Source organism: Pseudomonas sp. LBUM1651 (genome assembly GCF_059716135.1).
This window is the reverse complement of record NZ_CP166805.1, coordinates 1,229,415-1,254,539: the sequence shown is the minus strand read 5'-3', so window position 1 is coordinate 1,254,539 and position 25,125 is coordinate 1,229,415. Positions and strand designations below refer to the sequence as shown.

Genomic DNA, 25,125 nt, shown 5'->3' with positions numbered 1-25,125 from the left:
AAACGCGACCCTTATACGGCCATCAGGTCTTTTTCTTTCTGCGCCAGATTCGCGTCGATTTCAGCCACGAACTTTTTGGTCAAATCATCGATCTCGCCAGTGGCGCGGCGCTCTTCGTCTTCGCTGATTTCCTTTTCCTTGACCAGATCCTTGAGCTGGCTGTTCGCGTCACGACGGATGTTGCGCACGGCAACACGGGCGTCTTCCGCGACATCACGAGCCTGCTTGGTGAAGCCCTTGCGGGTTTCTTCGGTCAGGGCTGGCATGGAGATCAGCAGCAGCTCACCCAGGTTGGTCGGGTTGAGGTTCAGACCGGCGCTGCCGATGGCTTTATCGACGGCACCCAGCATGTTGCGCTCAAAGGCAACGACTTGCAGGGTACGGGCGTCTTTGACGGTGATGTTCGCCACTTGCTTGATCGGAGTGTCGGAACCGTAATACGGCACCATCACGCCTTCCAGAATGCTCGGGTGCGCCTGGCCGGTACGAATACGGCCGAAGTTGTGCATCAGCGACTCGACGGATTTCTGCATACGCTCTTTAGCGTCTTTCTTGATTTCGTTGATCATTGTTGGCCTTCCTCGATCAGGGTCCCTTCAGCGCCGCCATGCACGATGTTCAGCAGAGCGCCGGGCTTGTTCATGTTAAATACGCGCAACGGCATCTTGTGGTCGCGGCACAGGCAAATGGCCGTCAGATCCATCACGCCCAGCTTGCGATCCAGCACTTCATCGTAGGTCAGATGATCGAACTTCTCGGCATGCGGGTCCTTGAATGGATCTGCGGTGTAAACACCATCGACCTTGGTCGCTTTCAGTACGACGTCAGCGTCGATTTCGATCGCACGCAAGCAGGCTGCCGAATCCGTGGTGAAAAACGGATTGCCAGTACCTGCCGCGAAGATCACGACTTCTTTGGAGTTGAGATGGCGCATGGCTTTGCGGCGATCATAGTGATCGGTCACACCCACCATGGAAATGGCCGACATCACGATGGCCGAGATATTGGCACGTTCCAGCGCATCGCGCATGGCCAGGGCGTTCATCACAGTGGCCAGCATGCCCATGTGGTCGCCGGTGACCCGATCCATGCCGGCCGCGCTCAGCGCTGCACCGCGGAACAGGTTGCCGCCGCCGATCACCAGACCGACCTGAACACCGATGCCGACCAGTTGGCCGACTTCCAGCGCCATGCGATCCAGAACTTTCGGGTCGATCCCGAACTCTTCCGAGCCCATCAGGGCCTCGCCGCTAAGCTTGAGTAGAATGCGTTTATAGCGAGCCTGATAACCACTGCCCTGCTGAGCCATTGCGAATCTCTCCTGCGGCGTATTTTAAAAATTCTTTGCGAGCTGTTTACAGCTGGCGTTCACTCTAGCTTGGCGCTGCTTCAGCGCCATCGGAACATGGCTTTGTAAGCCAGTTCCAAAGGGAATCCAATAAAAAATTGGTGCCCCATCTGAAAAGAGGCTGCGCGCGTAAGCGGGCAGCCTCTTCAGGGCGACAGTTAAAAACCGTCTTATTGCTTGGCGGCAGCCAGCTGGGCAGCAACTTCTTCAGCGAAGTTGTCGACCGGCTTCTCGATGCCTTCGCCTACTTTGAAGTAGGTGAAAGAAACGATTTCAGCACCGGCCTTCTTGGCCAGTTCGCCGACCTTGATTTCAGGGTTCTTGACGAACGCCTGCTCAACCAGGCTCGCTTCAGCCAGGAACTTGCTGATGCGGCCTTTGACCATGTTTTCAACAATGTTTTCTGGCTTGCCTTTGATTTTTTCTTCGTTCAGCTGCAGGAACACGGCTTTTTCGCGCTCGATAGCTTCAGCAGAAACTTCCGATGGCAGCAGGAATTCAGGGTTGCTGGCCGCTACGTGCATAGCGATGTCTTTGGCCAGCTCAACGTTGCCGCCCTTCAGAACAACCGCAACACCGATTTTGTTGCCGTGCAGGTAACCACCAACAACATCACCTTCAACGCGAACCAGGCGACGGATGTTGACGTTTTCGCCAACCTTGCCGACCAGAACCAGGCGATCGGCTTCTTGAGCTTCGATCAGCGGAGCAACATCAGTCAGCTTGTCAGCGAATGCTTTTTCAACGCTGGAAGCAACGAATGCCTTGAAGTCGTCCTGCAGAGCCAGGAAATCGGTCTGCGAGTTCACTTCCAGCAGAACGGCGGATTTACCGTCTTCCTTCAGAGCGATCGCGCCTTCAGCAGCCACGTTGCCTGCTTTCTTGGCAGCCTTGATGGCGCCCGAAGCGCGCATGTCATCAATGGCTTTTTCGATGTCGCCGCCAGCCTTGGTCAAGGCCTTTTTGCAGTCCATCATGCCTTCGCCAGTACGCTCGCGCAGTTCTTTGACCAACGCTGCAGTAATCTCTGCCATTTCAAAATTCCTCTTGGATAGGTTTTCAACCATTCCACCCGATCGAACGGGCGTTCAATTCTTCCCGAACCACCCTTGTTAGCAGCTGCAAGTTACAAATGCTGTAAATGCGCCACCGGACAAATGGTTTTCGAGGTGGCAAAAAGGGGGCCAAGCCCCCTTTTTGCTTACTGAGTCAACGCCAAGGCGTCAATTACTCAGCTGCAGCTGCCGGAGCTTCTTCAACGAACTGCTCGGTGCCACCAGCAACGTGGTTGCGACCGCGGATTACAGCGTCAGCCATCGAACCCATGTACAGCTGGATAGCGCGGATTGCGTCATCGTTGCCTGGGATGATGTAGTCAACGCCTTCCGGGCTGCTGTTGGTATCGACTACGCCGATAACCGGGATGCCCAGCTTGTTGGCTTCGGTGATCGCGATGCGCTCGTGATCAACGTCGATAACGAACAGAGCGTCTGGCAGACCGCCCATGTCCTTGATACCACCCAGGGAACGATCGAGCTTCTCAAGATCGCGAGTGCGCATCAGCGCTTCTTTCTTGGTCAGCTTGGCGAAAGTACCGTCTTCGGCTTGCACTTCAAGGTCACGCAGACGCTTGATGGAAGCACGGATGGTTTTGAAGTTGGTCAGCATGCCGCCCAACCAGCGGTGATCGACGTACGGCGAACCGCAACGTGCTGCTTCTTCAGCAACGATCTTGCCAGCGGAACGCTTGGTGCCGACGAACAGAATCTTGTTTTTGCCCTGGGCCAGGCGCTCTACGAAAGTCAGAGCTTCGTTGAACATTGGCAGGGTTTTTTCAAGGTTGATGATGTGGATCTTGTTACGCGCGCCGAAAATGTACTTACCCATTTTCGGGTTCCAGTAACGGGTCTGGTGACCGAAGTGCACACCGGCCTTCAGCATATCGCGCATGTTGACTTGGGACATGATAGTTCCTTAATAAGTCGGGTTTGGCCTCCACGTATCCCAATGACCAACCAGCAGCATCAGCTGAAGGCACCCAGGTCATCGTGTCGACACGTGTGTGGATTTAAGCCTTTCGGGGTATCCCCGGAAAGCGGCGCATTTTATATCACAAGGCTCGCAAAAACGGAACCCGGATTCTCAATTCCTGACGCGCGCCTTCATCCGCGCCCTTGGAATCGCTCAAGAATGCGCCTATCTATAGAGAGAAGCGATGCACAGAGGCTCAGATTTGCGCTGATCGTCTGTTAGAATCGCGTTTTTCAGGGCGGCGAACATCGATCGCACACTGCCCATTCCGTGTTAGCAAGCGCCATCGAGCGCAGAGAGAGCCTGTATGACCGTCACCCTCAAAACCCCGGAGGACATCGCAAAAATGCGTGTCGCCGGCAAACTGGCCGCCGATGTGCTGGAAATGATTGCTGAACATGTCAAGCCGGGCATCACCACCGAAGAACTGGACCGCATCTGCCACGACTACATCGTCAACGTGCAGCAGGCCATTCCTGCCCCGCTCAACTACAAAGGCTACCCGAAGTCGATCTGCACCTCGATCAACCACGTGGTCTGCCACGGCATTCCGAACGAGAAGCCATTGAAGGACGGTGACACGCTGAACATCGACGTCACCGTGATCAAGGATGGCTACCACGGCGACACCAGCCGCATGTTCCACGTCGGCACCGTGCCGGTCTGGGCCGAACGTCTGTCGCAAGTGACTCAGGAGTGCATGTACAAGGCCATCGAAATCGTCAAACCCGGCTGCCGTTTGGGCGACATCGGTGAAGTGATCCAGAAGCACGCCGAAAAGAACGGTTTCTCGGTGGTTCGCGAGTTCTGCGGCCACGGCATCGGCAAGGTGTTCCACGAAGAGCCGCAGATCCTGCACTACGGCCGCGCCGGCACCGGCATGGAACTGAAGGCCGGCATGACCTTCACCATCGAGCCGATGATCAACCAGGGCAAGGCCGACACCAAAGTGCTGGGCGACGGCTGGACCGCGATCACCAAGGACCGCAAATTGTCGGCACAGTGGGAGCACACGCTGGCAGTGACCGAAACCGGTTACGAGATCTTCACCTTGCGCAGCGATGACACCATCCCGCGCGTTTCGGTCTGATCCGACCCGCGCCGCTCCCAGCCTTATAGATAGATAGGAAAGCCAATCAATGCCGCAGGTGGATCCCGAACTCTTCGACCGTGGCCAGTTCCAGGCGGAACTTGCCCTGAAGGCCAGCCCGATCGCAGCTTTCAAGAAGGCGATCCGCCAGGCCCGCGAGGTCCTTGACGCGCGTTTTCGCAGCGGCCGTGAGATTCGCCGGCTGATCGAGGATCGCGCGTGGTTCGTCGACAACATCCTGCAAAAGGCCTGGGAGCAATTTAACTGGAGCGAAGACGCCGACATCGCGCTGGTCGCGGTCGGCGGCTACGGTCGCGGTGAGCTGCACCCTTATTCGGATATCGATCTGCTGATCCTGCTGGACAGCGCCGACCACGAAGTTTTCCGTGATTCCATCGAGCGTTTTCTGACGCTGTTGTGGGACATCGGCCTGGAAGTCGGCCAGAGTGTGCGCTCGGTGGACGAATGCGCCGTTGAAGCCCGCGCCGACCTGACGGTTGTCACCAACCTGATGGAAAGCCGCACCATCTGCGGCCCCGAGCGCTTGCGCCAGCGCATGCTCGACGTCACCAGCACCGCGCACATGTGGCCGAGCAAGGACTTCTTTCTGGCCAAGCGCGCCGAGCAGAAGGCCCGTCACCACAAGTACAACGACACCGAATACAACCTGGAACCCAACGTCAAAGGCTCGCCCGGCGGACTACGGGATATTCAGACGATTCTGTGGGTGGCCCGACGCGAGTACGGCACCCTGAACCTGCGGGCACTGGCAGGCGAAGGTTTCCTGGTCGAAAGCGAAAACGCCCTGCTGGCCTCCTCCCAGGAATTCCTGTGGAAGGTTCGTTACGCGCTGCATATGCTCGCCGGTCGCTCCGAAGACCGCTTGCTGTTCGACCACCAGCGCTCGATTGCCGGCCTGTTGGGTTTCAAGGGCGACGACGCCAAGCAAGCCATCGAAAACTTCATGCAGCAGTATTACCGGGTAGTCATGAGCATCGCCCAGCTCAGCGACCTGATCATCCAGCACTTCGAGGAAGTCATCCTGGCGCCGGAAGATGAAGCGCCGCCGCAACCGATCAACTCGCGGTTCCAGTTGCACGACGGTTACATCGAAGCGCGCAACGACAACGTATTCCGCCGCACGCCGTTCGCCATGCTCGAGATCTTCGTGCTGATGGCCCAGCAGCCGGAAATCAAAGGCGTGCGCGCCGACACCATTCGTCTGCTGCGGGAAAACCGCCATCTGATCGACGACGATTTCCGCAATGACATTCGCAATACCAGCCTGTTTATCGAACTGTTCAAGTGCAAGATCGGCATCCACCGCAACCTGCGGCGGATGAACCGTTACGGTATTCTCGGACGTTATCTGCCGGAGTTCGGCTTTATTGTCGGGCAGATGCAACACGACCTGTTTCACATCTACACGGTCGATGCGCACACACTGAACCTGATCAAACACTTGCGTAAGTTGCAGTACACGCAAGTGTCGGAAAAATTCCCACTGGCCAGCAAGCTCATGGGCAAACTGCCCAAGCCTGAACTGATCTACCTCGCCGGTCTGTATCACGACATCGGCAAGGGCCGGCACGGCGATCACTCGGAAATCGGCGCGGTGGATGCCGAGGCCTTTTGCCAGCGCCACCAATTGCCGGTGTGGGACAGCCGCCTGATCGTCTGGCTGGTACAGAACCACCTGGTGATGTCGACCACCGCCCAGCGCAAGGACTTGTCCGACCCGCACGTGATCCACGACTTCGCGCAGATTGTCGGTGACGAAACGCACCTCGATTACCTCTACGTGCTGACCGTCGCCGACATCAACGCCACCAACCCGACACTGTGGAACTCCTGGCGCGCCAGCCTGTTGCGCCAGCTCTACACCGAGACCAAGCGAGCATTGCGTCGCGGCCTGGAGAACCCGGTGGATCGTGAAATGCAGATCCGCCAGACCCAGAGCGCCGCCCTCGATATTCTGGTGCGCGGCGGCACCGACCCAGACGACGTCGAACAATTGTGGTCGCAATTGGGTGATGATTATTTCCTGCGTCACACCGCCGGCGATGTGGCCTGGCACACCGACGCGATCCTGCAGCAGCCGGCTGATGGCGGGCCGTTGGTGCTGATCAAGGAAACTACCCAGCGCGAGTTCGAGGGCGGTACGCAAATCTTCATTTATGCGCCGGACCAGCACGACTTCTTCGCCGTGACCGTAGCGGCGATGGATCAGCTGAACCTGAACATTCATGACGCCCGGGTCATCACCTCCAGCAGTCAGTTCACCCTCGACACCTACATTGTGCTCGACACTGACGGCGATTCGATCGGCGACAACCCGGCACGGGTCAAACAGATCCGCGAAGGCCTGACCGAAGCACTGCGCAACCCGGACGATTACCCGACGATCATCCAGCGGCGGGTGCCGCGTCAACTCAAGCATTTCGCGTTTGCGCCACAGGTGACGATCCACAACGACGCCCAGCGGCCGGTAACGGTGCTGGAGCTCAGTGCCCCGGATCGGCCGGGTTTGCTGGCGCGGATCGGTACGATTTTCCTGGAGTTCGATCTGTCACTGCAGAACGCCAAGATCGCCACCCTCGGCGAGCGCGTGGAAGACGTGTTTTTCATCACCGACGCCAACAACCAGCCATTGTCCGACCCGCTGCTGTGCAGCCGCTTGCAGGATGCGATCGTCGAACAGCTAAGCGTCAGTAACGAACCCGATATCAAGTTGTCGCGAATCAGTATCTGATTAACAAATTTCCCACTGTGGAAGCAGATTTCTGTGGCGAGGGGGCTCGCCCCCGCTGGGCTGCGAAGCGGCCCTAAAACCAGCAAACGCGGTGTATCAGATAAACCGCACATCATGGTTTTACGACTGCTGCGCAGCCGAACGGGGGCAAGACCCCTCGCCACAAAGGCCTGCCTCCACACTGAACGAGGCCCCCCATGAACAACGCTTTGTCCCAGCTCCAGCCCTACCCGTTCGAGAAGCTCCGCGCCCTGCTCGGCAGCGTCACGCCAAACCCGGACAAACGCCCTATCGCACTGTCCATCGGCGAGCCGAAGCACCGTTCGCCAAGCTTTGTCGCCGAAGCCCTGTCCAGCAATCTGGATCAGATGGCCGTTTACCCGACCACCCTCGGCATTCCAGCGCTGCGTGAAGCCATCGCCGCGTGGTGCGAACGCCGCTTCAACGTTCCGAGCGGCTGGCTCGACCCGGCGCGCAACGTGCTGCCGGTCAACGGCACTCGCGAAGCGCTGTTCGCCTTCACCCAGACCGTGGTTAATCGTGGCGACGACGCGCTGGTGGTCAGCCCGAACCCGTTCTATCAAATCTATGAAGGTGCCGCGTTCCTCGCCGGCGCCAAGCCGCATTACCTGCCGTGCCTGGATGAGAACGGCTTCAACCCGGACTTCGATGCCGTTTCCCCTGACATCTGGAAACGCTGCCAGATCCTGTTCCTGTGCTCGCCAGGCAATCCGACTGGCGCCTTGATCCCGGTCGAGACCCTGAAAAAGCTGATCGCCCTCGCCGACGAATACGATTTCGTGATTGCTGCGGACGAGTGCTACAGCGAACTGTACTTCGACGAACAAACCCCACCAGCCGGCCTGCTTAGCGCCTGCGTGGAACTGGGCCGCAAGGACTTCAAGCGCTGCGTGGTGTTCCACAGCCTGTCCAAGCGCTCCAACCTGCCAGGCCTGCGTTCGGGTTTCGTGGCCGGTGATGCCGATATTCTCAAAGGCTTCCTGCTGTACCGCACTTATCACGGCTGCGCGATGCCGGTTCAGACTCAGCTGGCGAGCGTTGCCGCGTGGAATGACGAAGTGCATGTGCGGGCCAACCGTGCGCTGTATCGCGAGAAGTATGATGCGGTGCTGGCAATCCTCAGCCCGGTGATGGACGTGCAACGCCCGGATGGCGGCTTCTATCTGTGGCCGAATGTTGAAGGCGATGACGAGGCGTTCTGCCGTGATCTGTTCGTTGAAGAACATGTGACGGTGGTGCCGGGTTCTTATTTGTCGCGCAACGTCGACGGTACCAATCCGGGCGCCGGTCGAGTGCGGATGGCACTGGTTGCGCCACTGGCCGAATGTGTTGAAGCGGCAGAGCGAATTCGCAACTTTATAACTCGCAACAAGTAATACGAAACAGGCCTGCACCGTGCAACACGGCGCAGGCCTTATTATCCGCAAAAACAACTAACACATAGAAACTTTACGCCGCGCCACATACACCACTAACCTCCAAGTCGAACAAAGCAGAACCCTCTCAAAAGTTTCGACAAGGAAATCAGCAATGACTTACTTACAGCCATGCAAAGTCATTAACTCTTTTAATGATCAAGCGTCTTATGATGCCGCCATTAAAGAAAACCCAATCAATGCCAATACCTTTTCTACAGGTGGTAGAAACAAGCGTGGTGTCGCCACTCATACAAAGTTCTGGGCCAGCCACAGAACGCTTACGGTCGCTTTTCTTGCACCGCCTTCCGAGGCACACCGTGAAGCCGCGATAAAAGCCATCAAACAATGGCAACCCTCTATCAACCTGACCCTGGCGTTTTCCGACAACGCCGAGGGTGATATTCGAATCAGCATGGAAGCGCCTTCCAACTACTCAGCCATTGGTACCGATGCCACGCTGCGCGGCCCAGGCGAAAACACCATGAACATCGGTACCGAGCTGACACATGCCGGGTTCGAAGGTTCTGTCTTACACGAATTCGGTCATGCACTCGGGATGGAACATGAACACCAGCACCCCAAAGCCGATATCCCATGGAACAAGCCTGCCGTCTATCACTTTTATCTGACCGCCTATAACTGGTCAAAAGAGGAAGTCGACCACAACTTATTCAGAAAACTGGAAACGACCCATACTCGAACTACGCCCTATGATCCGACGTCAATCATGCATTATCGAATCCCAAATGAGTTGACCACGGGTGACTGGTCCGTAGAAAAGAACACAGCCATTAGCCAGAACGACCGCCGACTGATGCGCAAGATTTATCCAAAATAACAATCAACCGCGCAACAGCAATTTCCATCAAGACAAAAACAGATCATTAGTTTAATTACAACAAGGATGTTCATATGAACAACTCACCCTATTGCGTCGTCAAAAAACCGGACGACATTCAAGCTTCTTACTACGTTGCGGTCGCCGAAAACCCTGCAAATCGTTACACCTCGGCTTCGGGCCGCCAAAAACGGGCAGTCGGCCGTCACAAAAAATTCTGGGCTCCCGGGCGCACGCTGCGCATTGCGTTTCTGAACGGTGATCAAGCATTCAAGGATGGCGTCAAGGCTGCTGCACGTAACTGGCTGCCCTATATCAATCTCAAATTCGACTTCGTCGACGGTGAAGTCGGGGATATCCGTATTCGCACTGAGCCGGGAATCTACTGGTCCAATATCGGTACCGACGCGCTACTGACGGAAGAAGGCCCAACGATGGTGATCTCGGACTGGATGCTCCAACCCAGGCTTTTCGCCCACTATGTCATGCACGAGTTTGGTCATGCACTGGGCGCCGAGCATGAGCACCTGCACCCAGAGGCGGATATTCCCTGGAACAAGCCTGCGGTCTATGCGGACCACTGGGTACCTGAAGACGCCGATGAAGATGACTTCAGGCGAAAGGAAGTTGACGAGCGCTACTTCAAGTTACTCGATGCCAGCGAAGTCAACTATTCGACTTATGACCCAAAGTCGATCATGCACTACCAAATCAGTCAGAACTGGACGCACGGTGACTTTGAAATATTCCTGAACTTTGTTCTCAGCGAAAAGGATAAGGCGTTCATGACTGAGGCTTACCCTTACCCTGAAGAAACAAGCGAGTGATCTGCTCATCGCCCCATCCAAACAGCTCTAACTCCAAACCCTCAAGGAAGAGACCGATAATGAATGATATTTCAGACTACCAGCCAATACAGTGGGCAGAACACCAGGCAACTCATGAGGCCGCCATTGATGAAAGCGCTGCCAATATCGGTTCCACCCGCGGTAATCGCCGCAAACGATCGCTGGTGAACTACTCAAAACTTTGGACTAACGGTCGAACGTTGAAAATTGCCTTTATGAATGACCTGCCGGCCGACCATAAACAGAAAATAATTGACGCAGCGAACCAGTGGTTGCCGTATGTCAACCTGCGCTTTGATTTCGTCGATGATAATCAGGGCGACATTCGCATTGCCACCGAAAATAATAAAAACAGCTCTGTGCTGGGAACCAACGCGCTGCTCATTCATCCTGACATGCCCACCATGAACCTTGCTGTCAAACCCGAACATGAGGACTTCGAGGTCATTGTGATTCATGAATTCGGTCACGCACTGGGTGCGATGCATGAACACCAGCACCCACACGCAGATATCCCTTGGGATAAGCCGGCAGTGTATGAGTTCTATCAGAACCGCGAGATGAACCCACTCACTCGGGCACAAATTGACAGGCACATATTTACCCCCTTCAACGCATCGGATGCTTTTCATTTGTCCTACGACAAAAAATCCATCATGCACTACCCAGTACCAAACACATTGACGCTGGGTGACTGGAAACTCACGATCAATCGCAAGATCAGCAAAAAAGACAAGAAATTAATGAAATCACTTTATCCAAAAAAACAAAAAGCTCTTTTCACCTCAATCGCCCCCAAAAAAACCAAAGCAGATACTCCTTGGAAGCCCCTTCGTTTATCACTATTCAATGAGGAGCTATAACCGGCAAAGAGATTCATTAGTTCACAACTTATTCAGAACACTGGAAACATCCAGCACGCGCACCTCGCCATATGACCCGGGGGCCATCCAAGTACAAGGACGTAATACCCATGCAACGATTCACCCCTTGCAAAACCACACACCCCATTAGCAACTCGGCATCTTTTAAAGCGGCCATTCAAGAAAACCCGCTGAACGCCCGTCGCCCCCCATCAAATCGCCCTCAAAGAAACATAGGCGCTCACACCAAATACTGGACACCCGGAAAAAAACTTAAAATTGCCATGTACAACGCGAGTGACGAAGCGATCGATGCGGTACGCGTTGCCGCTAGTGAATGGTTATCTTTCGTCAACCTGCAGTTTGACTTCGTAACGGGTGATATTGGCGACATCCGAATTTTCCTCAATCCTGCGAACGGGGTTCAGGGCTCTGAAATCGGCACAGACGCACTTATCGACGACATCGGTGGTACTGACGAACAGCGGCGTGGGCCCAGTATGTTTCTCAATTGGGTTCCTGGAGATAAACGCTTTAGATACTGCGTTTTACATGAATTTGGACATGCGCTGGGAGCTGAGCACGCACACCAGCACCCTGACTCGCAAATACCGTGGGATGTCCAGAGCACGTACAGACACTGCGCACAAAGCTATGGCTGGGACAAAAACGCTGTCGACAAAAACATCTTACCCTTGCCGCAAAGTGACCAACATACTTACGAGCCGTATGACGGAGACTCGGTCATGCATTACGAAATTCGCCCGGAATGGACTTTTGGAGGTTGGGGACAATCGGAAACTTGGACTATCAGTCCCGGTGACATTGCGATGATGCGCAAAGCTTACCCCAAGGATTGAAGATCGCTTGACGCGATACACAACGCCATAGCGAATGTGAGCCTGCTACTTCACAACGCTCATTTTCGCTTCACTCAGGTCTGGTTCCCCCAGCACCTCCCGCAACACATCATCACCAATCTGGTGATGATGACTGAGGCTATACAACTCCAGGCGTTGCGTCCGCAGCGCCTTCAATCGCAAACGCCGCTCCAGCAAATCCAGCTGAAACGCCAGCGACCGGGCTTGCGCAGAGTTGTTGTACACCTCCTGTTGATGCCCGGCCATCAATGTTGACTGAACCACCGCTATCGTCGGAACGCCGCCCGGAGCAAGCTCGCTCCCACAGGTTTTGCGCATCCATGGCATAATCCTTCACCTTTTTTTTCCAGCACCTGCAAAGGGGGCAATTCCTTGACCGTTTCAAGCAAAACGTTGCACCTTTTCGGCATCAAAGCCTGCGACACCATGAAAAAGGCGCGCACCTGGCTCGATGAACACGCTGTCAGCTATGACTTTCATGATTACAAAACGGTCGGAATCGACCGTGAACACCTGACCCAATGGTGCGACGAGCACGGCTGGCAAGTGGTGCTGAACCGTGCAGGCACGACCTTTCGCAAGCTCGACGACGAACGTAAAGCCGATCTCGACCAGCCGAAAGCCATCGAACTGATGCTCGCACAACCCTCGATGATCAAGCGCCCGGTGCTCGATCTCGGTGACCGAACCCTGATTGGCTTCAAGCCAGATATCTACGCGGCAGCGCTCAAGTAAGCCCGCCCGTTCAATTTTGTTAGAGGTATTTACATGTCCACTACCGTATTCAGCCTGGCCTTTGGTGTCGGCACTCAAAACCGTCAAGGCGCGTGGCTGGAAGTGTTTTACGCACAGCCTTTGCTCAATCCTTCGGCCGAACTGGTAGCGGCCATCGCCCCGGTCCTGGGCTACACCGAAGGCAACCAGGCCATCGCCTTCAGCACTGCTCAGGCTTCGCAACTGGCTGAAGCCGTCAAAGGCGTCGACGCGGCACAGGCTGCGCTGCTGACCCGTCTGGCCGAGAGCCACAAGCCGCTGGTCGCGACCATTCTGGCCGAAGACGCGCAACTGACTTCTACGCCTGAGGCTTACCTCAAGCTGCACCTGCTGTCCCATCGTCTGGTCAAGCCGCACGGCCTGAACCTGGCCGGCGTGTTCCCGCTGCTGCCGAACGTCGCGTGGACCAGCCAGGGCGCAATCGACCTCGCCGAACTGGCCGAGCATCAACTGGAAGCCCGTCTGCGCGGCGAGCTGCTGGAAGTGTTCTCGGTGGACAAGTTCCCGAAAATGACCGACTACGTGGTACCGGCCGGCGTGCGTATCGCCGACGCGGCGCGTATTCGTCTGGGCGCCTACGTCGGCGAAGGCACCACCGTGATGCACGAAGGTTTCGTCAACTTCAACGCCGGCACCGAAGGCCCGGGCATGATCGAAGGCCGCGTTTCCGCGGGTGTCTTCGTCGGCAAGGGTTCGGACCTGGGCGGCGGTTGCTCGACCATGGGCACCCTGTCGGGCGGCGGCAACATCGTGATCAAGGTCGGCGAAGGCTGCCTGATCGGCGCCAACGCCGGTATCGGTATCCCGTTGGGCGACCGCAACACCGTTGAATCGGGCCTGTACGTGACCGCCGGTACCAAAGTGGCGCTGCTGGACGAGAACAACAAACTGGTCAAGGTCGTGAAGGCCCGTGAACTGGCCGGTCAACCTGACCTGCTGTTCCGTCGCAATTCGGAAACCGGTGCCGTGGAATGCAAAACCCACAAATCGGCGATCGAACTGAACGAAGCGCTGCACGCTCACAACTAAGCAGAGCGATCACCCTGTAGGAGCGAGCTTGCTCGCGAAGAACGTAAGGGCGACGCGGTTTTCCAGTTATCGCGCGTTATCGTTAACGTCCATCGCGAGCAAGCTCGCTCCTACAGGGGCCAGGCGTACACCCCGCCCATGTTTAGCAGGGCCAAATTGCATGATGATTCCCTCTCCCTGGCGCGCCGACTTTCCGGCCATCGCCGCTTTGCAACGGCAAGACCAGACCTATCTGGACAACGCCGCCACCACTCAAAAACCTCAAGCCCTGCTGGATGCCCTGGCGCATTACTACGCCAATGGCGCGGCCAACGTGCATCGGGCGCAACACTTGCCCGGCGCGCATGCCACCCAGGCGTTCGAGGACAGCCGCAGCAAAGTCGCCCACTGGCTGAATGTCGGCGATTGCGGGCAGATCATCTTTACCCACGGCGCCACCTCCGCGCTGAACCTCCTGGCCTATGGCCTGCAACACCTGTTCAATCCGGGCGACGAGATTGTCATCAGCGCCCTGGAGCATCACGCCAACCTGCTGCCATGGCAGCAATTGGCCCACCGTCGCGATTTGAAGCTGGTGATCCTGCCGCTGGATACCGGCGGTTTGATTGACCTCGATGCCGCCGCGTCGCTGATCGGCCCGCGGACTCGCTTGCTGGCGGTCAGTCAGTTGTCCAACGTGCTCGGCGCCTGGCAGCCGCTGCCCGCCTTGCTGGCAATGGCCAAGGCACACAGCGCGCTGACCGTGGTCGATGGCGCTCAAGGCGTGGTCCATGGTCGGCATGACGTGCAGGCACTCGGTTGCGACTTCTATGTGTTTTCCAGTCACAAGCTCTATGGCCCCGATGGCCTGGGCGTGCTGTTCGGGCGCCACGAAGCGCTCAAGCAACTGCGTCATTGGCAATTCGGCGGTGAAATGGTGCTGGACGCGGATTACCAGCACGCACGCTTTCGCCCGGCGCCGCTGGGATTCGAGGCGGGCACGCCGCCGATTTCCAGTGTGATCGGCCTCGGGGCGACGCTGGATTACCTCGCCGGTCTCGATCAGGACGCGGTCTCGGCCCATGAAGCGGCGCTGCACGACTATTTGTTGAAAGGTCTTGAGGCACGCAACGGCATCCGACTGCTGGGCAAACCGCAACTGGCGCTGGCGAGTTTTGTCGTCGAGGGTGTGCATAACTCTGATCTGGCGCATTTGCTGACAGAACAGGGAATCGCGGTGCGCGCCGGTCATCACTGCGCCATGCCGTTGCTGAAAAGCTTTGAACTGGCCGGGGCGATTCGGGTGTCGTTGGCGCTGTACAACGATTCCGAAGATCTGGAGCGGTTCTTTGAAGCGCTGGATCAGGCGCTGGAGTTGTTGCGATGAACCTCCCGGCTGATGCCATCACGGCGCTCGAAACCTTTCAGGCTGCCGCTGGCTGGGAACAACGGGCGCGGCTGCTGATGCAATGGGGCGACCGAATGCCTGCGTTGAGCGATGTGGACAAGGTCGAGGCCAACCGCGTGCATGGATGTGAAAGTCAGGTGTGGCTGGTCGGTGCACTGCAGGACGGTCATTGGCAGTTCAACGCCAACAGCGATGCTCGCTTGATTCGCGGTTTGGTGGCGCTGCTGTTGGCACGGGTCAATGGGTTGTCGGCAGTTGAGTTGCAGCAGGTGGATTTGCCGGAGTGGTTTAATCAGCTGGGCCTGTCGCGACAGCTTTCGTCGTCGCGGAGTAATGGCCTCAACGCCGTGCTCCAGCGGATGAATGAGTTGGCTGGCTAACCGCCATCGCGAGCAGGCTCGCTCCCACATTGGAATGCATTCCCCTGTGGGAGCGAGCCTGCTCGCGATGAGGTCATCAGCCACACCGATCAAACCTCAGGTTTGACCCGATCCGCCGGCCGCCGAACCCCAGCCACAATCTTATCCACAGCCTTGGTCGCCGCGACCATGCCAAACGTCGCCGTCACCATCATCACCGCGCCAAACCCGCCCGCGCAGTCCAGCTTCACGCCATCCCCGACAAAACTCTTCTGCAGGCAAATGCTGCCATCCGGCTTCGGGTAGCGCAGTTGCTCGGTGGAAAACACACACGGCACGCTGTAATGACGGGTCACGGTGCGGGAGAAGTTGTAGTCGCGGCGCAGGGTCGAACGCACTTTCGAGGCCAACGGGTCGTTGAAAGTCCGGTTCAAGTCGCAGACCTGAATCAACGTCGGGTCAATCTGCCCACCCGCCCCGCCGGTGGTGATGATCTGGATCTTGCGGCGTTTGCACCAGGCGATCAGCGCCGCTTTTGCGTTCACGCTGTCGATGCAATCGATCACGCAGTCGATGTTCGGCGTGATGTACTCGGCCATGGTTTCGCGGGTGACGAAGTCCGCCACCGCGTGCACCGTGCAGTCCGGATTGATCCCGCGCAGGCGCTCGGCCATCACCTCGACCTTGGGTTTGCCGACAGTGCTGTCCAGCGCGTGCAACTGACGGTTGGCGTTGCTGACGCAGACGTCGTCGAGGTCAAACAGCGAAATCTCGCCAACGCCGCAACGGGCTACGGCTTCCGCCGCCCAGGAACCGACGCCACCGACGCCGACGATCGCCACGTGGGCCGCGCGCAAGCGCTCAAGACCTTCGATGCCATACAAACGGGCGATGCCTGCAAACCGCGGATCTTCTGTACTCATGACCATTACCCCAAAAACCGGCGCGCATTATAGGGCCGTCGGCGGCCAAGAGCATCTTTGGGCTATGAACGGGCGTCTTGGCCTCATTATTCAGCCTACACAGAACCAAGATTTAACCTACAAGGTCCAACGAAAGAACTTAAGCCGAGTTGGATTGCCCAACGTCCGGCTCTTCCCTATCCGCTGTACGGTCAGGGAACGCCCGGTGTAGGATGCGCGCCCCTTGGCAGTCGCCGACCGTAACTTCGTTCCACAGCCTTTGGAACCCGAAATAGCCATGTCATCGCGTAAATTTGGACTCAACCTGGTCGTGGTGCTCGCCATCGCTGCCTTGTTTACCGGCTTCTGGGCGCTCATCAATCGCCCGGTCACCGCCCCCAACTGGCCCGAACAGATCTCCGGGTTTTCCTACTCGCCGTTCCAGCAAGGCCAGTACCCGCAGAAAGAGCAGTACCCGACCGACGATCAAATGCGTCGCGATCTGGAGATCATGAGCAAGCTGACGGACAACATCCGCACTTACTCGGTCGATGGCACCCTGGGCGACATTCCCAAGCTGGCTGAAGAGTTCGGCCTGCGGGTCACCCTTGGGATATGGATCAGTCCGGACCTGGAACGCAACGAGCGCGAGATCACCCGTGCCATCGAAATCGCCAACTCCTCACGCAGCGTGGTTCGCGTGGTTGTAGGCAACGAGGCGATCTTCCGTAAGGAAATTACCGCTGCGGAACTGAGCGTGATCCTTGACCGCGTCCGTGCCGCCGTGAAGGTGCCGGTCACCACGTCCGAGCAATGGCACGTCTGGGAAGAACACCCTGAACTGGCCAAGCACGTCGACCTGATTGCCGCCCACGTCCTGCCTTACTGGGAATACGTCCCGGTGGACAAGGCCGGCCAATTCGTCCTCGACCGCGCCCGCGACCTGAAAAAGATGTTCCCGAAAAAACCGTTGCTGCTCTCGGAGGTTGGCTGGCCGAGCAACGGCCGCATGCGTGGCGGCACCGATGCGAGCCCGGCGGATCAGGCGATCTACCTGCGCACGCTGGTGAACAAGCTCAACCGCCAGGGCTTCAACTACTTCGTGATCGAAGCGTTTGACCAGCCGTGGAAGGCCAGTGACGAAGGTTCGGTGGGCGCGTACTGGGGCGTGTTCAACGCCGCGCGTCAGCAGAAATTCAACTTCGAAGGCCCGGTGGTCGCGATTCCGCAATGGCGCGTGCTGGCCATCGGCTCGGCGGTGCTGGCCTTGCTGTCCCTGACCTTGCTGATGATTGACGGCTCGGCCCTGCGTCAACGTGGCCGCACCTTCCTGACCTTTATCGCGTTTCTTTGCGGTTCGGTATTGGTATGGATCGGCTACGACTACAGCCAGCAATACAGCACCTGGTTCAGCCTGACGGTCGGTTTCCTGCTCGCACTCGGCGCGCTCGGGGTGTTTATCGTTCTGCTGACCGAGGCGCATGAACTGGCCGAAGCGGTCTGGACCCACAAACGTCGGCGCGAATTCCTGCCGGTGGTGGGCGATTCGGACTACAGACCGAAAGTCTCGATTCACGTCCCTTGCTACAACGAGCCGCCGGAGATGGTCAAACAGACCCTCAATGCCCTGGCCAACCTCGACTATCCGGACTTCGAAGTCCTGATCATCGACAACAACACCAAGGACCCGGCGGTCTGGGAACCGGTGCGCGATTACTGCGCAACCCTCGGCCCGCGCTTCAAGTTCTTCCACGTCGCACCGCTGGCCGGTTTCAAGGGTGGCGCGCTGAATTACCTGATTCCGCACACCGCCAAGGATGCCGAAGTGATTGCGGTGATCGACTCGGATTACTGCGTCGACCCGAACTGGCTCAAGCACATGGTGCCGCACTTCGCCGATCCGAAAATCGCTGTGGTGCAGTCGCCGCAGGACTATCGCGACCAGAACGAAAGCACCTTCAAGAAGCTTTGCTATGCGGAATACAAAGGCTTCTTCCACATCGGCATGGTCACCCGTAACGACCGCGACGCGATCATCCAGCACGGCACCATGACCATGACCCGCCGTTCGGTGCTCGAGGAGCTGGGCTGGGCCGACTGGTGCATCTGTGAAGACGCCGAACTGGGTCTGCGCGTGTTCGAGAAAGGTTTGTCGGCGGCGTATTACCACACCAGCTACGGCAAAGGCCTGATGCCCGATACCTTTATCGACTTCAAGAAACAGCGTTTCCGCTGGGCTTACGGTGCGATTCAGATCATCAAGCGTCATACCGCCAGTTTGCTGCGCGGCAAGGACACCGAACTGACCCGTGGCCAGCGTTACCACTTCCTCGCGGGCTGGTTGCCGTGGGTGGCGGATGGCATGAACATCTTCTTCACCGTCGGCGCACTGTTGTGGTCGGCGGCGATGATCATCGTTCCGCAGCGAGTCGATCCACCGTTGCTGATTTTCGCGATCCCGCCATTGGCGCTGTTCGTGTTCAAGGTCGGCAAGATCATCTTCCTTTACCGTCGCGCCGTTGGCGTGAACCTGAAGGACGCGTTCTGCGCGGCACTGGCCGGTCTGGCGTTGTCGCACACCATCGCCAAAGCGGTGTTGTACGGCTTCTTCACCAGCAGCATTCCGTTCTTCCGTACGCCGAAAAACGCCGATAACCACGGCTTCTGGGTGGCGATTTCGGAGGCGCGTGAAGAGATGTTCATCATGTTGCTGTTGTGGGGCGCGGCGCTGGGGATCTTCCTGGTGAACGGGCTGCCGAGCAACGACATGCGCTTCTGGGTCATCATGTTGCTGGTGCAGTCGCTGCCGTACCTGGCGGCGCTGATCATGGCGTTCCTGTCCTCGCTGCCGAAACCGGCCGTCGAGGCCGAAACGGCACCGGCAGTCTAAATCTTTGCAGATGCACTAAACGGCGGCCAATGGCCGCCGTTTTGCTTTAAGATAACCGCCATTTTGCGCGCCACGCCCCATTCCTGTAGGAGCGAGGCTTGCCCGCGAATGAAGCGACTCGGTGTAACAGATGCACCGCATTATCGTTCTTCGCGGGCAAGTCGGATCGCCGCACCGCTCTCTCCTACAAATAAAAGCTTCCGGAGTTTTTCCATGACGGCCCACGCCGACCTTTCGCCGACCCTTCAACTCGCCATCGACCTGATCCGCCGTCCGTCCGTGACGCCGGTCGACGCCGATTGCCAGAAGCAGATGATGCAGCGCCTGGGCGATGCCGGTTTCACGCTGGAACCGATGCGCATCGAAGATGTGGATAACTTCTGGGCGACCCACGGCAAACACGACGGCCCGGTGCTGTGCTTCGCCGGTCACACCGACGTGGTGCCGACCGGCCCGGTAACGGCCTGGCAGATCGAGCCGTTCAACGCCCTGATCGACGAACACGGCATGCTCTGCGGGCGTGGCGCGGCGGACATGAAAGGCAGCCTCGCCGCCATGACCGTGGCAGCCGAGCGCTTCGTCGCCGACTACCCGGATCACAAGGGCAAGGTCGCGTTCCTGATCACCAGCGACGAAGAAGGGCCGGCGCATCACGGCACCAAGGCGGTCGTCGAGCGCCTCGCCGCCCGCAAGGAACGCCTGGACTGGTGCATCGTCGGCGAACCGTCTAGCACCACGCTGGTGGGTGATGTGGTCAAGAACGGCCGTCGCGGTTCCCTCGGCGCCAAACTGACCGTGCACGGTGTGCAGGGTCATGTGGCCTATCCGCACCTCGCCAAGAACCCGATCCACCTCGCCGCCCCGGCGCTGGCCGAACTGGCCGCCGAGCACTGGGACCATGGCAACGATTTCTTCCCGCCAACCAGCTTCCAGATTTCCAACGTGAATTCCGGCACTGGCGCGACCAACGTGATTCCGGGTGATCTGGTGGCGGTGTTCAACTTCCGCTTCTCCACCGAATCCACCGTCGAAGGTCTGCAAAAGCGCGTCGCCGACATCCTCGACAAACACGGTCTGGACTGGCACATCGACTGGGCGCTGTCCGGTCTGCCGTTCCTCACCGAACCGGGCGCGTTGCTGGACGCCGTGGCGTCGAGCATCAAAGACATCACCGGTCGCGAAACCAAAGCCTCCACCAGCGGCGGCACCTCCGACGGTCGCTTCATTGCAACCATGGGCACGCAAGTGGTCGAGCTGGGCCCGGTCAACGCGACGATCCACCAGGTCAACGAGCGTGTACTGGCCGCCGACCTCGACGTGCTGACCGAAATCTACTACCAGACCCTGATCAAGTTGCTCGCCTGATGCTCGCCTGCCCGATCTGCAGCGAACCGTTGAACGCGGTGGACAACGGCGTGGCCTGCCCCGCCGGGCATCGCTTCGACCGTGCGCGCCAGGGTTATTTGAACCTGTTGCCGGTGCAGCACAAAAACAGCCGCGACCCTGGGGATAACCTGGCGATGGTCGAAGCCCGTCGCGACTTCCTGAACGCCGGCCACTACGCGCCGGTGGCCAAGCGACTGGCGGAACTGGCAGCGCAATACGCGCCGCAGCGCTGGCTCGACATCGGTTGTGGCGAGGGTTACTACACCGCGCAAATCGCCGAGGCCCTGCCCAACGCTGACGGTTACGCGCTGGACATCTCCCGGGAAGCGGTCAAACGCGCCTGCAAACGCAACCCGCAGCTGACCTGGTTGATCGCCAGCATGGCGCGGGTGCCGTTGGCGTCTGGCAGTTGCCAGTTTCTTGCCAGCGTCTTCAGCCCGCTGGACTGGGAAGAAGCCAAGCGCTTGCTCAGCCCCGGCGGCGGCTTGATGAAAGTCGGGCCGACCAGCGGCCATCTGATGGAATTGCGCGAACGACTGTACGATGAAGTGCGTGAGTACACCGACGACAAGCACTTGGCGTTGGTCCCGGAAGGCATGGCTTTGCAGCACAGCGAAACCCTGGAGTTCAAACTGACGCTTGCAAGTGGTCAGGATCGCGCCAACCTGTTGGCCATGACGCCCCACGGCTGGCGCGCCAGTGCCGAACGCCGGGCGGCGGTCATCGAACAGGCCGAGCCGTTCGAGGTCACCGTGTCGATGCGTTACGATTACTTCGTACTTCAATAATTTTTTGGTCTTGAGCAACGGCTTGAGACCGGCTAAATCCGCGAATGGATTTTTCAGACCCGCAGTGAGGACATCCATGCGCCAACCCGATATCGAGATTTACCTGAAAGACGCCGACGTCGACTACAAGGCCATCGCGGCCTGGCTCGGCACCGCATTGGGCCCGTGCACCGACTGGGTTCAGAAAGGCCAGACGTACAAGTGCAAGGCCGGCAACGTGCCGGTGACCTGGTTGCCGAAAGCCGTAGGCAAATGGAACAGCCTGTACCTGGAAAGCGACCAGACCCCGTGGGAAGACGACATCGCCTGCGCCCGCGCCGCGTTTGCCGCGCTGAACGTCGAAGTGCGTTGCGCACCGGGCAGCTGGGTCGAGGAAGAAGGTGAGGAAACAGCGGATCGCTGGATGCGCATCAGCGCCGCTGGTGAAGAAGAGATCACCTGGAAAACCGCTTAATTCGCGCTCCACAAACCTGTAGGAGCGAGGCTTGCCCGCGAAGCTTTTAGCGCCAGTGATGACGCCTTCGCGGGCAAGCCTCGCTCCTACAGGTGACTTGTGATCTGAAGGGTGGGTTTACAAGCCGACTACGTCTTCAGCCTGCAACCCCTTCTGCCCTTCCACCACCGCGTACTCGACCTGCTGACCTTCCGTCAGCGACCGGTGGCCTTCACCGCGAATCGCGCGGTAGTGCACAAACACATCCACCCCGTCCGCGCGCTGAATAAAACCGTAGCCCTTGGCGTCGTTGAACCACTTCACGTTGCCGGTTTCACGTGTTGCCATTTGTTCATACCCCTTTTTTATTATTGATCGGGCTTTTCGCAGGAAAGCCTCGGGAACATTGCTTGCACGGACCAGGTGCCACTATCTGGCCAGTGCGGGCTAGCCGAGTATATGTCAGGCACTAAAACTCTCAACAGGAGTTTACTTGTGCGCTTTTTTGCCGATTTTCGACGAATCCGGCACACTATCGGCCGCCCGAGCAAACGCTCGGTTTTATTCACTCATGCAGATGCCGTATGACCCGTTCCCCGTTCCGCCGTCTTGTGTTTGGCACCCTGCGCCGACTGCTCTATCTCTGGGTTCGCTCCGAGACGATCAACCAGTCGTCGTTCACCCTCAACCTCGACCGCAGTCGTCCGGTGTTCTACGTCCTGCAAAACCCTTCGCTGACCGACCTCGCCGTGGTCGACACCGAATGCAGCAAAGCCGGCCTGCCCCGGCCGGTGCTGCCGGTGTCGGTGGGTAACCTGCTGGAACCCGCCGCGTTCTTTTACCTGACGCCAGACCCCGACTGGCTCGGTCGCCAGGACAAGCGCGGTGCACCGCCGACCCTGACCCGCCTGGTCAGCGCCCTGAGCCAGAACGCCGCCGAAGACGCGCAGATCATTCCCGTCAGCGTGTTCTGGGGCCAGTCGCCGGACAGCGAATCGAGCCCGTGGAAACTGCTGTTCGCCGACAGTTGGGCGGTCACCGGGCGTCTGCGCCGCTTGCTGAGTATCATCGTGCTCGGGCGCAAGACCCGCGTGCAGTTCTCCGCGCCGATCCACCTGCGTGAACTGATCGAGCACAACAAGGGCCACGAGCGCACCGTGCGCATGGCCCAACGGATTCTGCGGGTGCACTTCCGCAACCTCAAAGCCGCGGTGATCGGCCCGGACATTTCCCACCGCCGCAACCTGGTCAAAGGCCTGCTCAATCAGCCGCTGGTCAAGCAAGCGATCCTCGACGAAGCCGAGCGCGAAAACATCTCCCCGGAGAAAGCCAAGGCCCAGGCCCTGCGCTACGGTAACGAGATCGCCTCGGACTACACCTACACCGCGATCCGCTTTATGGAAGTGGTGCTGAGCTGGTTCTGGAACAAGATCTACGACGGTATAAAGGTCAACAACATCGAAGGCGTGCAGAAGGTCGCCCCGGGTTACGAAGTGATTTACGTACCCTGCCACCGCAGCCACATAGACTACCTGCTACTGTCCTATCTGCTGTTTCGCAACGGCCTGACTCCGCCGCACATCGCCGCCGGGATCAATCTCAACATGCCGGGGATCGGCGGCCTGCTGCGTCGTGGCGGCGCGTTCTTCATGCGCCGCACCTTCAAGGGCAACCCGCTGTACACCTCGGTGTTCAACGAATACCTGCACACCCTGTTCACCAAAGGTTTCCCGGTCGAGTACTTCGTCGAGGGTGGCCGCTCGCGCACCGGACGCATGCTGCAACCGAAAACCGGGATGCTCGCGATTACCTTGCGCAGCTTTTTGCGTTCGTCGCGCATGCCGATCGTCTTCATCCCGGTGTACATCGGTTACGAGCGCGTGCTGGAAGGCCGGACCTACCTCGGCGAACTGCGCGGCGCGAGCAAGAAGAAAGAATCGATCTTCGACATCTTCAAAGTCATCGGCGCCCTGAAGCAGCGTTTCGGCCAGGTGGCGGTGAACTTCGGCGAGCCGATCAAACTGGCGGAATTCCTCGACAGCGAACAGCCGGACTGGCGCCAACAGGAACTCGGTCCGCAGTTCAAACCGGCGTGGCTCAACGAAACCACCAACCGCCTCGGCGAGAAAGTCGCGCAGCACCTGAACGAAGCGGCGGCGATCAACCCGGTCAATCTGGTGGCGTTGGCATTGCTGTCCACCAGTCGTTTGGCGCTGGACGATCGCGCCATGGCGCGGGTGCTGGATCTGTATCTGGCGCTGCTGCGCAAGGTTCCGTACTCGCCGCACACCACGCTGCCGGAAGGTGACGGGCGCGCGCTGATCGAGCATGTGAAGGACATGGATCTGCTGTCCGAACAGAGTGATGCGCTCGGCAAGATTCTGTACCTGGATGAGCAAAACGCCGTCCTGATGACCTACTACCGCAACAACGTGCTGCACATTTTCGCGTTGCCGGGCCTGCTCGCGAGCTTCTTCCAGAGCGCCTCGCGCATGAACCGCGAGCAGATCCTGCGCTACGCCCGCGCGCTGTATCCGTACCTGCAATCGGAGCTGTTCATACGCTGGTCGCTGGACGAACTGGATGCAGTGATCGATCAATGGCTTGAAGCGTTCGTCGAGCAAGGCCTGCTGCGTTTCGAGAACGACGTCTACCTGCGTCCGGCGCCGAGTTCGCGGCATTTTGTACTGCTGACACTGCTGTCGAAAAGCATTGCCCAGACCTTGCAGCGCTTCTATATGACCGTTTCCCTACTGCTCAATAGCGGCCAGAACAGCATCAGCGCGGAAGAATTGGAGGACCTGTGCACGGTGATGGCCCAGCGCCTGTCGATCCTGCATGGTCTGAACGCCCCGGAGTTTTTCGACAAGAGCCTGTTCCGCCACTTCATCCAGACCCTGCTCGACCTCGACGTGCTCAAGCGCGACGAAGCCGGCAAGTTGAGCTATCACGAACTGCTCGGCGAACTGGCCGAAGGCGCGGCCAAACGGGTGTTGCCGGCGGAGATTCGTTTGTCGATTCGTCAGGTGGCGTTGCATCGCAGTGAAGATGCGGCGGAGTTGGTAACGTCGCTCTGATCCATTGAGG

General features: G+C 58.4%; 22 protein-coding genes and 1 pseudogene. 16 read left to right on the top strand and 7 right to left on the bottom strand.

Annotation, left to right across the window (positions count from 1 at the left end):
- Nucleotides 1–11: 11 nt before the first annotated feature.
- The 4 genes from frr to rpsB form a co-directional block, all read right to left on the bottom strand.
- Entirely contained in the window at nucleotides 12–569 is a 558-nt protein-coding gene (frr, locus tag ACA066_RS05750; protein ID WP_033056300.1) for a ribosome recycling factor, read from the bottom strand.
- Entirely contained in the window at nucleotides 566–1,309 is a 744-nt protein-coding gene (gene pyrH, locus ACA066_RS05745; RefSeq protein ID WP_003189161.1) for a UMP kinase, read from the bottom strand. Before pyrH ends, frr begins: the two co-directional genes overlap by 4 nt.
- 209 nt (nucleotides 1,310–1,518) lie before the next feature.
- Nucleotides 1,519–2,382, bottom strand: a complete 864-nt coding sequence (gene tsf, locus ACA066_RS05740; RefSeq protein WP_214380961.1) for a translation elongation factor Ts — start codon at nucleotides 2,380–2,382, stop codon at nucleotides 1,519–1,521.
- A 193-nt stretch (nucleotides 2,383–2,575) separates the two neighbouring features.
- Nucleotides 2,576–3,313, bottom strand: coding sequence for a 30S ribosomal protein S2 (rpsB, locus tag ACA066_RS05735; protein ID WP_007907989.1), 738 nt, complete (start codon nucleotides 3,311–3,313; stop codon nucleotides 2,576–2,578).
- Nucleotides 3,314–3,686: 373 nt separating this feature from the next.
- On the opposite strand from rpsB, the gene map reads away from it, so the two are divergent.
- The 7 genes from map (at nucleotide 3,687) to ACA066_RS05700 (ending at nucleotide 12,069) form a co-directional block, all read left to right on the top strand.
- Complete coding sequence (gene map, locus ACA066_RS05730) at nucleotides 3,687–4,469, top strand: type I methionyl aminopeptidase (RefSeq protein WP_497698475.1); 783 nt, start codon at nucleotides 3,687–3,689, stop codon at nucleotides 4,467–4,469.
- Nucleotides 4,470–4,518: 49 nt separating this feature from the next.
- Nucleotides 4,519–7,221, top strand: a complete 2,703-nt coding sequence (locus tag ACA066_RS05725) for a [protein-PII] uridylyltransferase (protein ID WP_497698474.1) — start codon at nucleotides 4,519–4,521, stop codon at nucleotides 7,219–7,221.
- A 197-nt stretch (nucleotides 7,222–7,418) separates the two neighbouring features.
- Entirely contained in the window at nucleotides 7,419–8,618 is a 1,200-nt protein-coding gene (dapC, locus tag ACA066_RS05720; RefSeq protein ID WP_497698473.1) for a succinyldiaminopimelate transaminase, read from the top strand.
- 154 nt (nucleotides 8,619–8,772) lie between these two features.
- Complete coding sequence (locus ACA066_RS05715) at nucleotides 8,773–9,498, top strand: M12 family metallopeptidase (protein WP_497698472.1); 726 nt, start codon at nucleotides 8,773–8,775, stop codon at nucleotides 9,496–9,498.
- A gap of 74 nt (nucleotides 9,499–9,572) precedes the next feature.
- A complete protein-coding gene (locus ACA066_RS05710; RefSeq protein ID WP_497698471.1) occupies nucleotides 9,573–10,325 on the top strand; it encodes a zinc metalloprotease in 753 nt (250 codons plus the stop codon).
- A gap of 59 nt (nucleotides 10,326–10,384) precedes the next feature.
- Nucleotides 10,385–11,209, top strand: a complete 825-nt coding sequence (locus ACA066_RS05705; protein ID WP_497698470.1) for a M12 family metallopeptidase — start codon at nucleotides 10,385–10,387, stop codon at nucleotides 11,207–11,209.
- Between the two features lie 110 nt (nucleotides 11,210–11,319).
- Nucleotides 11,320–12,069, top strand: a complete 750-nt coding sequence (locus ACA066_RS05700; protein WP_497698469.1) for a zinc metalloprotease — start codon at nucleotides 11,320–11,322, stop codon at nucleotides 12,067–12,069.
- 45 nt (nucleotides 12,070–12,114) lie between these two features.
- Here ACA066_RS05700 and ACA066_RS05695 read toward each other — a convergent pair.
- Nucleotides 12,115–12,327, bottom strand: a pseudogene (locus tag ACA066_RS05695) (Na+/H+ antiporter); the annotation flags it as partial.
- 135 nt (nucleotides 12,328–12,462) lie between these two features.
- Here ACA066_RS05695 and ACA066_RS05690 point away from each other — a divergent pair.
- The 4 genes from ACA066_RS05690 to ACA066_RS05675 all read left to right on the top strand — a co-directional run bounded on the left by ACA066_RS05690 (nucleotide 12,463) and on the right by ACA066_RS05675 (nucleotide 15,660).
- A complete protein-coding gene (locus ACA066_RS05690; protein ID WP_207203057.1) occupies nucleotides 12,463–12,825 on the top strand; it encodes an ArsC family reductase in 363 nt (120 codons plus the stop codon).
- 33 nt (nucleotides 12,826–12,858) lie between these two features.
- Complete coding sequence (gene dapD, locus ACA066_RS05685) at nucleotides 12,859–13,893, top strand: 2,3,4,5-tetrahydropyridine-2,6-dicarboxylate N-succinyltransferase (RefSeq protein WP_214380950.1); 1,035 nt, start codon at nucleotides 12,859–12,861, stop codon at nucleotides 13,891–13,893.
- A 160-nt stretch (nucleotides 13,894–14,053) separates the two neighbouring features.
- Nucleotides 14,054–15,259, top strand: coding sequence for an aminotransferase class V-fold PLP-dependent enzyme (locus ACA066_RS05680; protein ID WP_497698468.1), 1,206 nt, complete (start codon nucleotides 14,054–14,056; stop codon nucleotides 15,257–15,259).
- Nucleotides 15,256–15,660: a SufE family protein gene (locus tag ACA066_RS05675; RefSeq protein ID WP_497698467.1), complete on the top strand. Its 405-nt coding sequence runs from the start codon at nucleotides 15,256–15,258 to the stop codon at nucleotides 15,658–15,660. Before ACA066_RS05680 ends, ACA066_RS05675 begins: the two co-directional genes overlap by 4 nt.
- A gap of 89 nt (nucleotides 15,661–15,749) precedes the next feature.
- On the opposite strand, the gene tcdA is transcribed toward ACA066_RS05675, so the two are convergent.
- Complete coding sequence (gene tcdA, locus ACA066_RS05670; RefSeq protein ID WP_168187397.1) at nucleotides 15,750–16,562, bottom strand: tRNA cyclic N6-threonylcarbamoyladenosine(37) synthase TcdA; 813 nt, start codon at nucleotides 16,560–16,562, stop codon at nucleotides 15,750–15,752.
- Nucleotides 16,563–16,839: 277 nt separating this feature from the next.
- Here tcdA and ACA066_RS05665 point away from each other — a divergent pair, with 277 nt between their 5' ends.
- From ACA066_RS05665 to ACA066_RS05650, 4 genes are all read left to right on the top strand, one after another.
- The gene (locus ACA066_RS05665) at nucleotides 16,840–19,431 is read left to right on the top strand and encodes a glycosyltransferase (protein ID WP_084322261.1); all 2,592 of its coding nucleotides are present in this window, start codon (nucleotides 16,840–16,842) and stop codon (nucleotides 19,429–19,431) included.
- 213 nt (nucleotides 19,432–19,644) lie between these two features.
- Entirely contained in the window at nucleotides 19,645–20,796 is a 1,152-nt protein-coding gene (gene dapE, locus ACA066_RS05660) for a succinyl-diaminopimelate desuccinylase (RefSeq protein ID WP_497698466.1), read from the top strand.
- Nucleotides 20,796–21,605, top strand: coding sequence for a putative RNA methyltransferase (locus ACA066_RS05655; RefSeq protein WP_497698465.1), 810 nt, complete (start codon nucleotides 20,796–20,798; stop codon nucleotides 21,603–21,605). Before dapE ends, ACA066_RS05655 begins: the two co-directional genes overlap by 1 nt.
- 76 nt (nucleotides 21,606–21,681) lie before the next feature.
- On the top strand, nucleotides 21,682–22,059 hold the full coding sequence (locus ACA066_RS05650; RefSeq protein WP_497698464.1) for a hypothetical protein: 378 nt from the start codon (nucleotides 21,682–21,684) through the stop codon (nucleotides 22,057–22,059).
- Between the two features lie 117 nt (nucleotides 22,060–22,176).
- On the opposite strand, the gene ACA066_RS05645 is transcribed toward ACA066_RS05650, so the two are convergent.
- Nucleotides 22,177–22,386, bottom strand: a complete 210-nt coding sequence (locus ACA066_RS05645; RefSeq protein WP_019647794.1) for a cold shock domain-containing protein — start codon at nucleotides 22,384–22,386, stop codon at nucleotides 22,177–22,179.
- A 236-nt stretch (nucleotides 22,387–22,622) separates the two neighbouring features.
- Between ACA066_RS05645 and plsB the strand changes: the two genes are divergently transcribed.
- Nucleotides 22,623–25,115 carry a glycerol-3-phosphate 1-O-acyltransferase PlsB gene (gene plsB, locus ACA066_RS05640; protein ID WP_497698463.1) on the top strand — a complete coding sequence of 831 codons (2,493 nt, stop codon included), beginning with the start codon at nucleotides 22,623–22,625 and terminating at the stop codon, nucleotides 25,113–25,115.
- Nucleotides 25,116–25,125 lie beyond the last annotated feature (10 nt).

Excerpts from the sequence above, each read along its gene's own strand:
- ACA066_RS05710 (WP_497698471.1), top strand. The coding sequence starts at position 9,573 with ATGAACAACTCACCCTATTGCGTCGTCAAAAAACCGGACGACATTCAA.
- ACA066_RS05645 (WP_019647794.1), bottom strand. The coding sequence starts at position 22,386 with ATGGCAACACGTGAAACCGGCAACGTGAAGTGGTTCAACGACGCCAAG.
- dapC (WP_497698473.1), top strand. The coding sequence starts at position 7,419 with ATGAACAACGCTTTGTCCCAGCTCCAGCCCTACCCGTTCGAGAAGCTC.
- tcdA (WP_168187397.1), bottom strand. The coding sequence starts at position 16,562 with ATGAGTACAGAAGATCCGCGGTTTGCAGGCATCGCCCGTTTGTATGGC.
- ACA066_RS05680 (WP_497698468.1), top strand. The coding sequence starts at position 14,054 with ATGATGATTCCCTCTCCCTGGCGCGCCGACTTTCCGGCCATCGCCGCT.
- ACA066_RS05725 (WP_497698474.1), top strand. The coding sequence starts at position 4,519 with ATGCCGCAGGTGGATCCCGAACTCTTCGACCGTGGCCAGTTCCAGGCG.
- ACA066_RS05650 (WP_497698464.1), top strand. The coding sequence starts at position 21,682 with ATGCGCCAACCCGATATCGAGATTTACCTGAAAGACGCCGACGTCGAC.
- map (WP_497698475.1), top strand. The coding sequence starts at position 3,687 with ATGACCGTCACCCTCAAAACCCCGGAGGACATCGCAAAAATGCGTGTC.
- rpsB (WP_007907989.1), bottom strand. The coding sequence starts at position 3,313 with ATGTCCCAAGTCAACATGCGCGATATGCTGAAGGCCGGTGTGCACTTC.
- pyrH (WP_003189161.1), bottom strand. The coding sequence starts at position 1,309 with ATGGCTCAGCAGGGCAGTGGTTATCAGGCTCGCTATAAACGCATTCTA.
- dapD (WP_214380950.1), top strand. The coding sequence starts at position 12,859 with ATGTCCACTACCGTATTCAGCCTGGCCTTTGGTGTCGGCACTCAAAAC.
- ACA066_RS05715 (WP_497698472.1), top strand. The coding sequence starts at position 8,773 with ATGACTTACTTACAGCCATGCAAAGTCATTAACTCTTTTAATGATCAA.
- ACA066_RS05665 (WP_084322261.1), top strand. The coding sequence starts at position 16,840 with ATGTCATCGCGTAAATTTGGACTCAACCTGGTCGTGGTGCTCGCCATC.
- ACA066_RS05675 (WP_497698467.1), top strand. The coding sequence starts at position 15,256 with ATGAACCTCCCGGCTGATGCCATCACGGCGCTCGAAACCTTTCAGGCT.
- plsB (WP_497698463.1), top strand. The coding sequence starts at position 22,623 with ATGACCCGTTCCCCGTTCCGCCGTCTTGTGTTTGGCACCCTGCGCCGA.
- ACA066_RS05705 (WP_497698470.1), top strand. The coding sequence starts at position 10,385 with ATGAATGATATTTCAGACTACCAGCCAATACAGTGGGCAGAACACCAG.
- tsf (WP_214380961.1), bottom strand. The coding sequence starts at position 2,382 with ATGGCAGAGATTACTGCAGCGTTGGTCAAAGAACTGCGCGAGCGTACT.
- dapE (WP_497698466.1), top strand. The coding sequence starts at position 19,645 with ATGACGGCCCACGCCGACCTTTCGCCGACCCTTCAACTCGCCATCGAC.
- ACA066_RS05655 (WP_497698465.1), top strand. The coding sequence starts at position 20,796 with ATGCTCGCCTGCCCGATCTGCAGCGAACCGTTGAACGCGGTGGACAAC.
- frr (WP_033056300.1), bottom strand. The coding sequence starts at position 569 with ATGATCAACGAAATCAAGAAAGACGCTAAAGAGCGTATGCAGAAATCC.
- ACA066_RS05700 (WP_497698469.1), top strand. The coding sequence starts at position 11,320 with ATGCAACGATTCACCCCTTGCAAAACCACACACCCCATTAGCAACTCG.